Raw genomic sequence first — 15,200 nt, 5'->3', positions numbered from 1 at the left:
TTTACTCATAAATATGACAGAAAGGTCGAGGGTCACAACTTTCCACTCGCACTCTTCTCTTTTACTCTCATCCCGTCTCAATCGTATGCCCTTCAATATCAACTAACATTGCAATGGATGTGTGACGAATCAGGCGAGGGAGAACGTTAAACGTATATGGTTTATAAACGCGCTCTGTCCATTTGTGTCCGTCTTTTCCGTATACTCCCATATTTATGGAAGGAATGTTTAAATCCCTTATTTCTTGGATTGGCAATGGGAATGTCTTACTCATTTCTGGAAAGTTCTCTACAAGTGATGCAATTTCTTCATCCGTTTCATGAATGGATAAGAAACTTCCGTCTGCTAAGTATGGAAAGAATTGTTTTAACTCAAATTCCTCACCTGTTTGGCGGGACACGGTTTCCATAGATTCTTTTACAATTCTCGCTAAGTTCCAATCACGTTCATTTTCCTCATCTAAATAATTGTGCGGCAAATATGGAGGTGCATAAAAAATAATGACTCTTGGCTTTTTATCGGGATCTAGCTGTTGAAGTGCCTCTACCATTTTAAATGATAGTTGCCTTACATCCAGCCCTTCATTTTCTAAAAGAGCTTCTTTCATCACCTCGTCTACATCAATTCCTTTTAACATCAACTCTTCAATAAACTCTGCTAAACTGGTCACTTCCACTTTCCAGGAATGGTACTTTGGAGGCAAACCTGTTCGTTTTATAAACTCTTGGTAGTTGTAGTATAAATTAGCTTCAACTTCTCGACATGCTTCTCCTGCAACCGTCCTTAGTTTATCCATCACTTCTTTGGCCGTTGCCTCATAAATAAAATAGTTAAAGTATAAAAAGCTTCTTTTTGCTGTTTGTACATTATAAACGTCTTTCTCATCTTTCTGATGAAGACAAGATGGGGGCAAAATTAACTCGCCGGGGATATTTTCTGCTAATTCGATGTTGTTATTTATCCTCCGATTAATTTCTGATGAAATGTACGTCGGATCAATTCCCGACAGCGTATCCCCGACATGCGTTTCTCGTCCAAAAATATAAAAGCTTGGCATCAACTTACCTGCTGCCCCTGTATAAATATACCGATTCGTATCGCCGTCATAGAGCGGTGTAATAAAATCTGTATTTATGGCTACAATATAATCCAGTTGTTTTTCCACTTGTAATCTCTTCAATTCCGTAAGTGACGCAATCACACCTTTATGTTGACTTTCTTCATCGGGATTTGCCATGAATAAAAGGTTGCCAGGAAGCTTGCCTGGATTTTGAGAAAAATGGAGAATGTTCATTAAGTGAACAGCAATTCCGCTTTGCATATCGACCGACCCCCGGCCAAATAGCCAATCACCTGATTGTGCATCTTTTTTTACATCTTGATCGAATTCATATTGCTTAAAGTATTTTTCTAACTCATCTGAATGAAATGCATAAGGCTTTAAGCTCCCAAAATCCTCAATTCCCACTGTATCCATATGAGCGTGATACACAACGGTTTTGTTAGAGGTAGAATAGCCTTTAACAAACGCAAACACATTCTTTCTACCAGCCGAATCATTTGGAATGGGCTGTTCCCACACATGTGAAGGATTCTTTTGAAAATAAGGAAATGTAAGGAGTACCTGTTTAATAAAATCAGCAACGTGAACTTCCCCTTCTGTTCCATTAATGCTGCTGATTTCGATCAATTTACGCGTAACTGCTTCAATTTGATCGTTCATCGTCATATCTTTAATTAGTTCATACATGATTGCTCACCTTCCGCAATATATCGAATTATGTTACGAAAAACTTTTTTAATTCATCTTTTCCTTTTTCAGTTATCACGCATCCTCGTACTCCTCTATTTACTTCTATCAATTGTTTTTCCTTTAACTGTTCAAGTATTCGCTTGACTTTACTCTCTCCGATTTTCAGCCCTCTATTTAAAAGCTCTTGTACAATTTTCCGTCGTCCAATTCCTGATGTTTCGTCAATGATAAGCAGGACCTCTTCTTCTTTAGTGAAAATTGGATTGACGCATTCTTTTTCTATTAGATTTCCTTCCTTTAAAATATAGAAGGGTAAGTCATCCAGTGAAATCTTTTTTCGGGATGACTTCACATTCACCATGTATTCGACAATGTTTACTAATTCTCTAACATTCCCCGGCCATGGATGAGAAAGGAAAAAATTAATCACCTCAGCCTCCATATACTCATGCACGTGATAAATCTCTTCCCCTGAAAGATGGGTTAAATAATGTTGCATAAGTGGCAATATATCTTCTGGACGCTTTCTAAGTGGTATAGTATCTAGTGGAAGAACGTTCAGTCGATAGTATAAATCTTCACGAAACATACCTTCCTTCACTTTTTCTTCCAAATTTAAGTTTGTTGCAGCAATGATTCGCACATCGATTGGCACTTGTTCATTTCCACCCACACGACGAATTACTCCTTCTTGCAGCACTCTGAGTAGTTTAACTTGTAAATCTAATGGAGCATCGCCAATTTCATCCATAAAAATGGTGCCTCGATGCGCTTCTTCAAACAAGCCCCGTTTTCCGCCTTTTTTTGCCCCAGTAAACGCTCCTTCTTCGTAGCCGAATAATTCACTTTCTAGAATAGAAGAAGATAAAGCTGCGAAGTTAACCGCAACAAATGGTAAGTCGTAACGCAACGAATCGTTGTGTATTGCCTGTGCCAATAGTTCCTTACCTGTCCCACTCTCACCTTGGATAAGAATAGTCGAGTCACGTTTTGCCATCCTTTGAGCAAGCTCCACCAGTTGCATCATTTGATGATTACGTGAATACAGGTGTGAAAAGCTATAGCGGGCTACAAATTTTTTATGATTCACCTTCGTCCGAACCACTTTATCTAGCTTCTTCAATGTGTCGTAATTTTCAAACTCCATTAAATAGCAAAGAACATCTCCTGTTTTCTTCACTGGATCCACTGAGACAATATATGTATGATCATTTAAGACACATACCGTATCTTCATGTTCTTGTGCAAAACGTAAATCAAACTCAGATCCCAGTAATTTCAATACATTAGTTCCCAGTAATGACTGCCCTTCAAAAATCCATTTCATTTTTTCATTTGTATAGGTAACACTTCCATCTTTATCACAAAATAAAAGCGCTTTTGGAAATTTATCAAAAATCGTAGAAAGTAACAAATTCGAATCATCCAACTTTTGATTTAAGTGCCACAAATGTCTGGTTAACTCTATAACATCCCTAACAAACTCAGAAGACGCAAGAACACCCGAATCTCGCAGTATACCAAACTCAAACATAATCTCTGTTATCGTTGTAATATCTACTTGCCGATTTCCAATATCAATAATATGATTGATGCCATTTGGAACTAAGTGTACTTCCCCCGGTGTCACTGCCACATTACATTCTTTGAAGGAATTGATGCCGGGATAGTAAGGAAAAAAGTTTAACGATTGAAAGCCGTGACTTTTGAGTTGTTCAATCGCTTCAAAACAACTCTCTTCCGTATCATTTACTAGCAATACATTTGTTTGCTCCTTTAAAGAGAAGACTTGATTAATTTTCTCATAGCTCAACGCTCTTCTCGCAATGATCACTTTTTTAGCACCTTGAACGTATTTTGAACTATACTGAAAGACAATATCACCTGTAATTAAAACGACTTGATTATCAAATTGTTGATTTAATCCCTTTTCGATTGAATAGCCTTTAATTTGTACGTGATTTCCAATGTATCGCTTCACTTGTTCGAGCACACTTCGGAGCGTATTCTCTCCTAGCGATATGACGATTAACTCTCTCACCTTTATCCCCTCTTTCATCTTCCAGAAAATTCGATTTTATCTCCTTATTATGAGAGAGGTCATAAAAAAGTGTCAATGACTCTACTAGATGCGAGATTGAATACCTATTGAATGTTCAAATGTACCTTTACGAAGTAGCTGACCATTTCTCATAAACGCGGTTCCATTAATAAATACATCGCGAACTGTCAATTGTTTATCCAGAAGAACAACATCAGCATAGGCATTTTCGCCAAGCTGACCTCTGTCCGGATACAAACCCAGTCCTTTGGCAGGGTTAACTGTAAAAGGTAAAAGCGCTTTTTCTAAAGATATTCCTTCGTGAAGAACAAGTTCTTTTAACGTTTCCAGATTTGGCTCGAAGCCCGCTACACCTAGACCCGTTAGTTGCCCCTCTTCATTAAAGACAGGGAGACTGCCATTTGCGTCAGAACTTACTGTAATCTGGTTCAGGTCCACGCCATGCTCACGCAAGTAAGAGATTGTTTTTGCAGGTGTATACACTTTATCTCCTTTCACAAGATTGATATTGGATGTAACATCAATTAATCCTCCTCTCCTGGCAAACTCAACAGAGGCATCTAACAACCTTTCGTTTCGGTTAATGTGAGTCGGACTAAACAAACTAATTGGTAAATCGGTTTCTTTTAGTATCTGATAGATTGACTCGTACAATCCTTTTCCATCCCCCATATGCAAGTGAACAAACCCTGGCTTTTTAGCAAGCATCGATGCTACCCGTACATGTGCCGCCATTCTTTTTAACTCTTCAGTTGTTACATAGGAAGATCGGTGGTCTTCAATGGCTAATTTCAACCCTAATACTTCGTCAATAAATAAAATATCATCTCTTACTTCGCCTGTGATTGTGGTTGGAGGATAGCCATACCCTCCCGTTAAAATATATGCATTCATTCCTTCTTCTTTTAAAGATTTTGCTTTAGCTAACAAACTTTTCGAATTCCTTGCAAGGTCGTTTGTTCCTAGTAGCCCCACAACGGTCGTAATACCATTCTGAACAAGGCTACTCAATTGTACTTCAGGCGTACTTGTTGAAAAACCACCCTCTCCACCACCGCCTGTAATATGAACATGGCGATCAATAAGGCCCGGCACGCAATAGGTATCGCTTCCATCAATTACTGGAACTTCGATTCCTGTTATTGTTATTTCATCGTCTATTTTCACAAGTCGATTTCCTGATAATAGTACATCTTTTTTTCCCAGGTATGTTGGTGTATATAGTTCTGTCTGTTTTATAAGTGTAAACATGATGATTCTCCTATTCTTTAAGACTTGACGTCTATTTCTTCCTTTTTATTCACTTTACTTAATGAACCATGGATTTTTTCAATTGAAAAACCTGTATAACCAAAGATGATGGCAAAAATAAAACCGACGTAACACATCACTGCCCACGGTAAGTACTCAAGAACAGGTACGCCAAGTGTACTGGACATATATACCCCTGCCATGGACCAAGGAACAATTGGAACAACAACTGTACCGGAATCCTCTAATGTTCTTGATAAGTTCTTCGCATGAAGCCCTCTCTCTTCATAAACCTTTTTGAAGAGTTCTCCTGGGATTAAAATGGATAAGTATGAACTTCCCGTTGTAACCGCCATTGTGATACAAGATAAAACTGTTGCTAAAACAAGACTTCCAGTTGTTTTGGCTTTCTCATTAATTTTTTCTAGTACAACCTCTAAGCATCCAATTTTACTGATGATCCCAGCGAATGCAAAGGCACAAAAGGCAATGAGTGTTGTTCCCATCATCGCATTCATACCCCCACGATTTAATAATCGCTGTACATCTTCTGATATCGTTCCTGGATCAATTCCTGTTCCTGCTGCCATGGTTACATTAAATCCTTGGACTGTTGAGATAAAAGCGTTCTCTAGAGAGATCCCTTGAAAAAATACTGCTAGTGAAATAGCCGTTATACACGAAAGTAGCATGACCGGAATGGTCGGATATTTTAAAACAGAGCCAGCCAGTACAATGACGACCGGAATAAGGAGTAACACATGCCAATCAAACATAGTCGTTAATGTCGACATCATTACCTCTAACTTTTCAGGGTTAGAAACTGTTCCTTCTTGTGCCATGTTTCCTGCAAAGAAGTATACAATGATCCCAACCACTGCAGCTGGTACGGACGTATAAAGCATATGTCTAATATGTTCATATAGATTACTTCCCGCTGCTGCGGGGGCTAAATTTGTTGTATCTGATAGTGGTGATAACTTATCTCCAAAATAAGCACCTGCGACGACTGCCCCTGCTGTTATAGGTAGTGAAACCCCTTGGGCGATTGCAATACCCATAACTGCTACACCAATCGTACCGGCTGAACCCCAAGATGTACCTGTAAACGTTGAGATAATAGCTGTAACAATGAACGCTGTAATAATCAAGTAACTAGGATCGATTAGTTTAATTCCATAGTAGATCATCATAGGAATTGTACCTGCCGACATCCATGTTCCAATTAAAATCCCGACTGTAATTAAGATTAGAATGGCCGGCATCGCTTTTGTTGTCTTTTCAACAATACCATCCAGCATCTCATCCCAGCTTACCCCTAATTTTTTCCCAATTAATGCCGCAATGATTGCAGCGATAATAAGAAGCGGTTCAGCTTTTAAATGAAACACCCCATACCCGATTCCTAATAATAGAAGCATCGCTATAATAGGAATAACAGCTTGTAAGAAATTTGGTTTTCTTTTCATACTTTTTCCCCCTCATCTTAATAAAAATTGTTTCTTCCATTAACTTGCAAGTTTCGTGCCAACTATCTTTATTTATGTATAACTCCCTCTATCTCTTATTGTTTCAAGTGTTACACCACTCTTATATTTTTAAAAATATAAAATATTCAGTATTCTAATGGTATTAATTCCTCCCGTTATCCCATTAAATGACCTTTTCCATCCCACTATAAATTCCATTATTCAAAAAACATCAAGTATTATATTTAGAATAAGATGAGATGTGTCATACGCTAAACTCTTGTTGAAACACCCTAGATATAGGCGCTTTTGTGTTGTGTTCATGAAAAAAATATCTCTCTGAAGTGCGCCTGATCCTAGATAATTAAAAAGCGGCCTTAGACCTTAGTAATACAGGGCTAAAACCGCTTCATTTTATTATTTGTTAATTCACTGTTTACTTGACAGAAAGCAGCTCACACTACTGAATAATATTCTTCACTCGCCCGACTTGTCCATCTTCTAAACGGACTTTAATACCGTGGGGATGATTCGGTGAGTTGGTTAAAATATCTTTTACAACCCCACGTGTCAGTTTGTTTGTTCTTTGGTCTTTTTTCAGGACGATATCCACTTCAAGACCTTGTTTGATATTGGAACGCTGTTGTCCGCTCATTGTATTTCCCCGTTTCATTAGGTAATTTCCAAAAGGCTAGTCTTCATCCTTCACATCGATATCTTCCGGAATCGGTTCACTTAGATATTCAGCAAGCTGACGCTTCATTTTTTCCATCTGCTCCAGATGCTGATTGAATTGGTCCCGGTATAATAAATATTGATTTCCGTCGTGGACCGCCCGAATTTTATTTTGCTGAATGAGGCTCTCAATATACGTTTCCGGCAGTGACAGATATTCGGCTGTTTCTTTAATTGTGAGATACATCGGCTTTCTTCCTCGCTTATTCTACTAACTCAATCTTCGCAACGGCTTCACAGTGCATCGTTTGCGGAAACATATCAACAGGCTGGACCTCTTTTGTTTTATACCCGCCATCTTCTAATATTCTAAGGTCTCGTGCAAGTGTACCGGGGTTACAGGATACATAGACGACCTTCTTCGGCTTCATGGCCAGGATCGTATTTAGAAGTGCTTCATCACACCCCTTACGTGGAGGGTCCACGACAAGGACGTCAGCTCTGATCCCTTCTTTATACCAATCAGGAATGACCACCTCGGCAGGTCCTGCTTTAAACTCTACATTGGTCATTTCATTTAACTCGGCATTTTGCTTCGCATCTTCTATCGCCTGCGGGACAATTTCAACCCCGTACACTTTCTTCGCTTTTTGGGCAAGGAATAGAGAGATCGTTCCAATTCCGCAATACGCATCGATGACGGTTTCTTCTCCTTGTAAATCAGCGTATTCCAATGCTTTATCATAGAGAACCTTCGTTTGCTCAGGGTTCACCTGATAGAAGGATCTGGCGGAAATCGCAAATTTCACGTCTCCGATGTAATCATAGATCACTTCTTCCCCCCATAGAACCCGAGTGGTATCCCCCATAATCACGTTCGTTTTCTTAGGATTCACATTATGAACAACCGATTTCAATCCTTCAATATTCTCAACAAGCTCCTCTACAATCCGATTCTTATGAGGGAGCTCAGGCGTCCTTGTTACCAATACGACCATCACCTCTCCAGTCGTATACGCCGTCCGGGTCATAATGTGACGCAATATCCCCTTATGATTCTTCTCATCATAGGGACGGACCTCCAGTTTCTCGCATATATTCTTCACATGCTGAATCACTTCATCATTTTTTTCATACTGGATGATACATTTGTCCATATCGATGATTTCATGGCTTCGTTTTTGATAGAAGCCCGCTACAAAGCGCCCTTCCTTTTCCCCTACAGGCACTTGGGCTTTGTTACGATAACGCCACGGTTCTTCCATCCCCATTACCGGATGGACATGAATGTCTCCAAGCTTTCCGATACGCTGCATGACATCACGAACATTTTTTTCTTTTGCTTGCAGCTGTCCTTCATAGGTCATGTGCTGAATCTGGCAGCCGCCGCATTCTTTGTAGATCGGACATGGAGGCTCCTGGCGAAACGGACTTTCCTTGGTGCGCTCTGTCAGCCGCCCAAATCCATAGCCTTTACTCGTTTTCACCACTTTAACCTTGCCTTCCTCACCTGGTAGTGCATTGGGAACGAATAATGGGTATCCGTCCACCTTCGTCACCCCATTCCCGTCATGGGTCAGATCTTCAAATACTGCTTCATCTATATAATCATTTTTTTGAACTGGCGCTTTTTTACTCACGAATATCTTCCTTTACGAATTCCTTTTTAAGACTCTACTGATTGTACCATAAATGGATGTGGAGAATGAAATGGATGAAGGTCCGCCCCTCTCTATGTAAAAAAGCAACGAACGCGGTGGTTCGATGCTTTTATCGTTTAGGATGATGGCATGTTTCTGCGATCTGCCTCTTGAATGGACTCTATTGCTTCGTTCAGATAAAGCTTGAATTCTTCGCCTTTTTCAATATCGCACTCTTTAAGCGATTCGTTGATACAATTGAAGTTATCAATGAGATGATCAGATTTCATGCCTCTGCTCACCAGCACGCTGTTGAGCCAAAGGGCATAGTCAGAAAAAACCTTTGATTCACCAACATCAGATGCCGATTCCAGATAGTTGAAATGGTGAATATTATCTTCATAGCATTTCTTTCGTCCGACTTCGCCGTACTTTTCATCTAATTCAGGATATCGTTCGTACAGCTTTGCCACCGCTTCTTCTATGACACTCTTATACTTACTTTCCATTAGTACGCCACCACCTTAAAGCGATGAATGGAAGGGATAATCGAAGCAAGCTCCTGATCAGGGTACTTTTTCTCCAATTCGTGAATCCGTTTATAGTCTTCACTTTGCACCCACGTCATAAAATGTTCCTTCGTATCCCATTCCATATGAACCGTGATTTCTCCCGGTTTTTTCTCATTTTGCAAGAGCAGGAATCGTTGAAACCCTTCCGCCTTGTCGACTATTCCTGAACGGGAATGGTAGATTGAAATCACCTCATCAGCCTTCTCATCAGGAACTACAAATGTTGAATGTACAATATACATTGAATTCACCCTTCCAGTGGCACTGTTGTCCGACATGCTTTTTATCCACTGTAACATAGTCGTGGAGTGGTGGGGAATACAAAATTTAACAGGAGTTATCGATTGAGAATACTTTCTTCTAAGACGTCATATTTATTTTCATAATTTTTTTCGATATGCTTATCTCCCCATACACAGAGTGCGTCCAAAGCGTCCTTCAAAGTCCAACCGTACTCTGTCCGGGAATACTCCACTTTCGGTGGAACCTGGTGATAGACCTTTCTCTGGATCAATCCATCTTCATCTAATTCCTTCAATTGCTGTATAAGCATCTTCTGTGAGATTCCACTCATTAATTTCTTAAGTTCGCTTGTTCTTCTCGTTCCAAGAATCAAGTGGCACATAATGACCACCTTCCATTTTCCACCAATAATATCCAAAGTCGCTTCTATCGGTAAATGATACTTCTTCATTTGGACCTCCTAAGATGAATTTTCAATATGAAATAAAGGATTTTATTAAAAGTTACCGCTTAGTACCTATATCACCGGTAAGTATCAATATCACTGGAAAGTGCGTACTTTTCAAGTCTGGCAGCGTGTTGCATACTTATGTTGCTAGCGGGAAAGAGCTCAAATAATAAAATGCTTTGAAAGTGAGATGTTTGAAATGAATTTAAGTTTAAAAGATAAATTAGTGCTTGTTACAGGTTCTACATCAGGAATAGGAAAAGCAACCGCCATCAGTTTCTTAAAAGAAGGAGCTAAAGTCATTATCAATGGGCGCACGGACTCTACAGTCGATGCTACCGTAAAAGAGTTGTCCTACTTTGGGACCGTTTATGGCATCCGTGCAGATGTTTCGAAGAAAGATGAGTCAGACGAATTAATTTCGAGAGTAAACGAACTAGGAGATCTGGATGTACTTGTAAACAACACCGGCGTCTTCACAGTAAAACCTTTTGAAGAAGTCACGGATGAAGAATGGCTTGAATATTATCAGATCAACGTCATGAGTGCCGTTCGCCTCTCACGGGCATTCCTTGGAAAAATGATGGACCGCAATGCAGGCCGTATCATTACGATTGCAAGTGAAGCAGGAATTAAACCGTATCCTGAGCTTATTCCGTATGGTGTTTCTAAGACTGCTCTTATCACGTTATCCAGAGGTCTTGCTGAGGTGGCAAAAGGAACAAATGTAACTGTCAACTCTGTTCTGCCGGGACCAACATGGACAGAAGGATTCGGCACATTCATCACAGACTTAGCGAATGAAAACGGTCAGGATCTGGACATATTTATCAGTGAATATTTTAAAAACGATCAACCAACTTCCCTTTTACAACGCTATGCAACAGTGGAGGAAGTGGCTGATACAATTGTTTTCCTGGCTTCCGAGAAAGCTTCCGCCATCAACGGTGCAGCTCAACGTGTCGAAGGCGGCATCATCCAGAGTATTCTATAAGACCTATTCTTTTAACAGGTTCATGTAATTCTTCATTTTACTAGATTTGATGTTAAAACTTACCTCGTTTTATCCGATGAACAAAGGGTAAAATGGTATGTGCAACAATTCTAGAAAGAGAAGGTAGATAAATATGAACCCAGACTTCTTAGTAAACCTTATCCTCGTAGGAAATGTTTTTCTTGGAGTATTATTCGCTCTCAAGTCAAGAAGATGGTGGCTACCCTACACCCTGATTGCAGTCACTTTTTTAACCTTGACCTTTGGTTTTGGGATTTCCCTCTTACTAAATAAAGAATCCATCCTTGCTTATTTATTTGTGTTTGTGGTGGGACAACTCATTTGGGTCTTTACATTTGTGATTGTGGCCCACATTCTGTCTTGGATTGTGAGAAAAGTTCCTTTCCGTCATAAACAACAGATTGGATGGGGTTTTCTAATTGGTTTCCCATTGTCTTTTAGTGTGTTTTTGTTCGTTAACTAGAGAATCAAATATACAAAAAAGGAATGCCACCACGGCATTCCTTTTATCATTATTCAGCTTTATCTTCAGGGCGAATCTTATCAAGAGGGACAAATACTTGCAAATGGCGGTAAAGGTTTTCGAATTCTGCTGGAAGGACACCTCCCAGCTCACCATCTACATTCAGCTGTACTTTTTCTTTTGCTTTGATTTTAATTCGATTGGCTTGGGTGTAAATCACGTTAGGATCATTTACGTGCTCGCCACGAACGGCTAATGTCGCAATGCGGATAAACTCAGCCAGATTTGTTTTCTTTAAAATTAAGAGAGAAAATAAGCCATCATTGATCGAGGCATCCGGTGCCAACTTTTCAAAGCCCCCGACAGAGTTCGTTAAACCAATGAGGAATAGCATCGCTTCTCCTTCAAATAGCTTTCCATCATACTCAATGGAAACATCAGTCGGCTTGATGGATGGAAGCATTTCAATTCCTTTTAAATAGTAGGCCAGCTGCCCCATCATCGTTTTAAGCTTACTTGGCACTTCATAGGTCAATTCTGTGATTCTTCCTCCACCGGCTATGTTAATGAAGTAGCGTTCATTCATGCGCCCGATATCGACAGGAATGGATTCACCCTTAGTGATGACATCAATGGCTGATCCAATATCCTTTGGAATGTGAAGAGCCCGTGCGAAGTCATTCGTTGTCCCCATTGGAACAATTCCAAGTTTCGGTCGGTAATCCTGTTCGGCTAAACCGTTGACTACTTCATTTAGAGTGCCATCTCCTCCTGCAGCGACAACAATATCGTACTTGCGTTCTACAGCAATGCGCGCAGCTTCTGTCGCATCTCCTTCGCAAATGGTTGCGTGAACAGAGGTTTCATATCCAGCTTGTTCTAATTTAATTAATACTTCTGCAAGGTGCTTTTTAAATAGCTCTCGGCCAGAAGTAGGATTATAAATAATTCTTGCTCGTTTCATACCCCATCATCCTAATCTGTATTAATTCCAAAAACTCGTCCTGTTATATTCCATCTTTTAACATCATATACTAATTATTTTTTTTCATGCAATTTTAATTCAATAGGCTATCTATTATAAAGCGTCTACCGGTCAATATCATAACTCTTTTCGCTGGAAAAATCTAATGAAAAATGAAAATTGTTATGTCGTATAGCAGCCTCCCCCGCTCATTGTTATAAAAAATACATAAATCGGCACTCTCTTTCGTAATGTTTATAGATTACTCATCATGGAGGTGCTCAGATGGAATGGTTGATTCTTTTACATGTACTGTCTGCCATTATCGGGGTTGGGCCAACGTTTTTCGCACATGTTTTGACCCGGCCTGACAAAAGCGTTGAACAATTGAAGGTGACGACAGAATTGAATAGACGATTAGAATATTTCCCTAAAATTGGTGGAAGCATTGCCGTGTTAACAGGATTTATCCTTTTTTATAAAGGGGATTATGGGAGTTTTGCACAGTTGTGGATTCTGGGGTCTGTTATACTTTATATTCTCATTCAAATCATCGTCATTGGTTTCATCACACCCCTCTCCAAAAAAATAAGCGAATGGATATCCTTGCCGGAGAATGAGCACCTTACAGGGGCGCCACCCGAAGAAATCCAACGTCACTTAGTGAAAGTTGACCGTTACTTTTATATGGCTTCCACTCTCGGAGTTCTACTATTCATTCTTATGATTATGAAACCTTAAGTATAAACAAAAAAACCATCCAGAATATCAGTTCGATATTCCAGACGGCTTATGGGAACAGTTTGATATTCCGCTGATGTAAAAACTGGATGGATTCCTGTAGGGACGAAGAATCAAAGTGGTAGACTTCCCCGACGATATCTTTCCACTTATCAAGATCCTTCATCTGATATTCACGGATGTTCCGGTAGGTCATCACTTTCAATGTCTCATTACGCAGGAAGTAGCACTGATTGCCCTGGAAGCGAACGGCGGTGATTCTTCTCATTGTAATGTTATCATCGGAATCCAAGTAGGATGCTTCTATGTCGGCTTCTAATTCTTCTTCCTCTAATGGGATCCACTCAATGGTTTTTTTCACAAAGGATTTGCCATTTGAACGGCGATCCACTTCAAATTCACGAATGTCTTTCTGGGTGAAAATAATTTCTTCCCCGAAGCCGTGAAGAAGATGTCTTTGTCTCGCTTCAAGCTCGACAGGCTTCATGATCGGTGACCCATATCCCACATCCACGTAGAGCTTACGGTTATCAATGGTAATCATCAATCCAAGGTGACCCGGCTGCACTCTGACAAATTGACAATCAAATCCCAATTTCTTCAATAGTCTCCCAAAATTAATATTTAATGTAAAACAGGTGCCTCCCCACCCTTTGGAGTGGAGATTTTCTGCGAAGGTGTGTAAAGAAGGCACAAAGGATTCACCTTGAGAGAAATAATAAAATTTACTGAAGGTTTCATATGGAATCCTGATTAAGTGCTGCTGGATTAGTCGTTGCAAATAGTTTAACGTTGGGGGCTCTATATCCATATTTAAATAGTTTACATATTTTTTTACTGCTTCCAATCCGATCACTCTTTCTACTTTTTCATCAGGCAGACTGTAAACTGGTGCTGAAGAGTAAACTCATGAAGAGCATCGTAACGTTCGGACAGGAACGTATGTAATGATTGCAGTAATCCCTCTCTCTCACTATCCTCTAAATGAGTGAGCCAGGATAAGGAGCCTACTCGCTCACACCAAGACTGTAACGTAAAGTCGACTGGGTAATAAAATGTGTAAAAATCTTTCAAGTTAAAGTCAGCTTCCTGCCATTCTAACAGCCATTCCACTGGAAATCCATTCAACCGTTTCACTGAATCGACTTTTGATCCTGGTGGGGTTATCTCTATATGTTCATGTAAAAACGTCATCGTATCCTTTACCACTTCGTGATGTGGAAGGAAGCTTGAATCACTCACAATGAACATTCCTTTTTCCTTAAGTATCCGCTTCATTTCGCTAATCGCTTTCGGGCGGTCGAATAAATGCCAGCTTCTGTGGATCATGGTAATATCATAGTATTGATCCGGCAGATTCGTAGATTCAGCTGTACCTGTAAGATATGGGATTTCCAAGTATTTCTTACTCTCTAATGCCTTGGCAGCTTTCCTAAGTTCAATAGACGGCTCGACCCCTATCACTTCGGCTCCACGCTTGTGAAGCTTTCGAGTCATAGCACCGGTACCAGAACCAATTTCAGCCACTTTTCTGCCTTCCCACACAATTCCCCTGACCTTTAACGTATCAAAAAATTGATGCGGTATATCATCACAAGACGCAGCATAACGAGAGGTCACATGACCAAAATTAACTTCCATTTACTCTCTTCCCCTATCATAATTGATTTTCACTAAAATGAACGTTACGATTTCATTTCAACTCCAACACAAAAACCTGGCTATTCCATACATACTACATTCTGTATCCTGTCCCAAAACTCCTGCTGTCTGAATGTTAGAGGGACGGACCTCCATGGTCTTTATATCGTTATAGTTAAAAAACTGCTAAATTATTACTTACCTTAAGGAATTATCCTGTTTTGACTAGTTGTAAACCTTGAAATATATTATATTTCTATCAT

General features: G+C 39.8%; 16 protein-coding genes. 3 read left to right on the top strand and 13 right to left on the bottom strand.

Annotated elements, in window-relative coordinates:
• Positions 1-67: 67 nt before the first annotated feature.
• The 10 genes from AAEM60_RS02015 to AAEM60_RS01970 all read right to left on the bottom strand — a co-directional run bounded on the left by AAEM60_RS02015 (position 68) and on the right by AAEM60_RS01970 (position 10,116).
• Positions 68-1,750, bottom strand: a complete 1,683-nt coding sequence (locus AAEM60_RS02015; protein ID WP_341357289.1) for a M20/M25/M40 family metallo-hydrolase — start codon at positions 1,748-1,750, stop codon at positions 68-70.
• Positions 1,751-1,778: 28 nt separating this feature from the next.
• Complete coding sequence (locus AAEM60_RS02010) at positions 1,779-3,734, bottom strand: sigma 54-interacting transcriptional regulator (RefSeq protein ID WP_341357288.1); 1,956 nt, start codon at positions 3,732-3,734, stop codon at positions 1,779-1,781.
• Positions 3,735-3,878: 144 nt separating this feature from the next.
• Entirely contained in the window at positions 3,879-5,066 is a 1,188-nt protein-coding gene (iadA, locus tag AAEM60_RS02005; protein WP_341357287.1) for a beta-aspartyl-peptidase, read from the bottom strand.
• A gap of 17 nt (positions 5,067-5,083) precedes the next feature.
• Complete coding sequence (gene nhaC / locus AAEM60_RS02000; protein ID WP_341357286.1) at positions 5,084-6,535, bottom strand: Na+/H+ antiporter NhaC; 1,452 nt, start codon at positions 6,533-6,535, stop codon at positions 5,084-5,086.
• Between the two features lie 460 nt (positions 6,536-6,995).
• Positions 6,996-7,190: a YwbE family protein gene (locus AAEM60_RS01995; protein WP_299741356.1), complete on the bottom strand. Its 195-nt coding sequence runs from the start codon at positions 7,188-7,190 to the stop codon at positions 6,996-6,998.
• A 36-nt stretch (positions 7,191-7,226) separates the two neighbouring features.
• Positions 7,227-7,457 carry a helix-turn-helix domain-containing protein gene (locus AAEM60_RS01990; protein ID WP_299741355.1) on the bottom strand — a complete coding sequence of 77 codons (231 nt, stop codon included), beginning with the start codon at positions 7,455-7,457 and terminating at the stop codon, positions 7,227-7,229.
• Between the two features lie 16 nt (positions 7,458-7,473).
• Positions 7,474-8,850, bottom strand: coding sequence for a 23S rRNA (uracil(1939)-C(5))-methyltransferase RlmD (gene rlmD / locus AAEM60_RS01985; protein WP_299741354.1), 1,377 nt, complete (start codon positions 8,848-8,850; stop codon positions 7,474-7,476).
• 137 nt (positions 8,851-8,987) lie between these two features.
• A complete protein-coding gene (locus AAEM60_RS01980) occupies positions 8,988-9,359 on the bottom strand; it encodes a hypothetical protein (protein WP_299741353.1) in 372 nt (123 codons plus the stop codon).
• Entirely contained in the window at positions 9,359-9,664 is a 306-nt protein-coding gene (locus AAEM60_RS01975) for an antibiotic biosynthesis monooxygenase family protein (RefSeq protein WP_299741352.1), read from the bottom strand. Before AAEM60_RS01975 ends, AAEM60_RS01980 begins: the two co-directional genes overlap by 1 nt.
• A gap of 95 nt (positions 9,665-9,759) precedes the next feature.
• Positions 9,760-10,116 (bottom strand): helix-turn-helix domain-containing protein, encoded by a 357-nt coding sequence (locus AAEM60_RS01970; protein WP_341357285.1) that lies wholly within the window; start codon positions 10,114-10,116, stop codon positions 9,760-9,762.
• 196 nt (positions 10,117-10,312) lie between these two features.
• Between AAEM60_RS01970 and AAEM60_RS01965 the strand changes: the two genes are divergently transcribed.
• Together AAEM60_RS01965 and AAEM60_RS01960 are read left to right on the top strand one after the other, a co-directional pair.
• Positions 10,313-11,107, top strand: coding sequence for an SDR family oxidoreductase (locus AAEM60_RS01965; RefSeq protein ID WP_341357284.1), 795 nt, complete (start codon positions 10,313-10,315; stop codon positions 11,105-11,107).
• 133 nt (positions 11,108-11,240) lie between these two features.
• Entirely contained in the window at positions 11,241-11,591 is a 351-nt protein-coding gene (locus AAEM60_RS01960) for a hypothetical protein (protein ID WP_299741349.1), read from the top strand.
• Between the two features lie 49 nt (positions 11,592-11,640).
• Here the strand turns inward: AAEM60_RS01960 and AAEM60_RS01955 are convergent, their stop codons facing one another.
• Complete coding sequence (locus AAEM60_RS01955; RefSeq protein WP_299741348.1) at positions 11,641-12,555, bottom strand: diacylglycerol kinase; 915 nt, start codon at positions 12,553-12,555, stop codon at positions 11,641-11,643.
• A 285-nt stretch (positions 12,556-12,840) separates the two neighbouring features.
• On the opposite strand from AAEM60_RS01955, the gene AAEM60_RS01950 reads away from it, so the two are divergent.
• Positions 12,841-13,296, top strand: coding sequence for a DUF2269 family protein (locus AAEM60_RS01950; RefSeq protein ID WP_299741347.1), 456 nt, complete (start codon positions 12,841-12,843; stop codon positions 13,294-13,296).
• Positions 13,297-13,345: 49 nt separating this feature from the next.
• Here the strand turns inward: AAEM60_RS01950 and AAEM60_RS01945 are convergent, their stop codons facing one another.
• Both AAEM60_RS01945 and AAEM60_RS01940 read right to left on the bottom strand, forming a co-directional pair.
• Complete coding sequence (locus AAEM60_RS01945; RefSeq protein WP_299741346.1) at positions 13,346-14,143, bottom strand: arylamine N-acetyltransferase; 798 nt, start codon at positions 14,141-14,143, stop codon at positions 13,346-13,348.
• A 14-nt stretch (positions 14,144-14,157) separates the two neighbouring features.
• On the bottom strand, positions 14,158-14,937 hold the full coding sequence (locus AAEM60_RS01940) for a class I SAM-dependent methyltransferase (protein ID WP_299741345.1): 780 nt from the start codon (positions 14,935-14,937) through the stop codon (positions 14,158-14,160).
• Positions 14,938-15,200 lie beyond the last annotated feature (263 nt).

The sequence above is a fragment of the Rossellomorea sp. y25 genome (genome assembly GCF_038049935.1).
Lineage (GTDB): Bacteria > Bacillota > Bacilli > Bacillales > Bacillaceae_B > Rossellomorea.
Note: the sequence above shows the minus strand (reverse complement) of the source record. Positions and strands in the feature narration are given on the sequence as shown.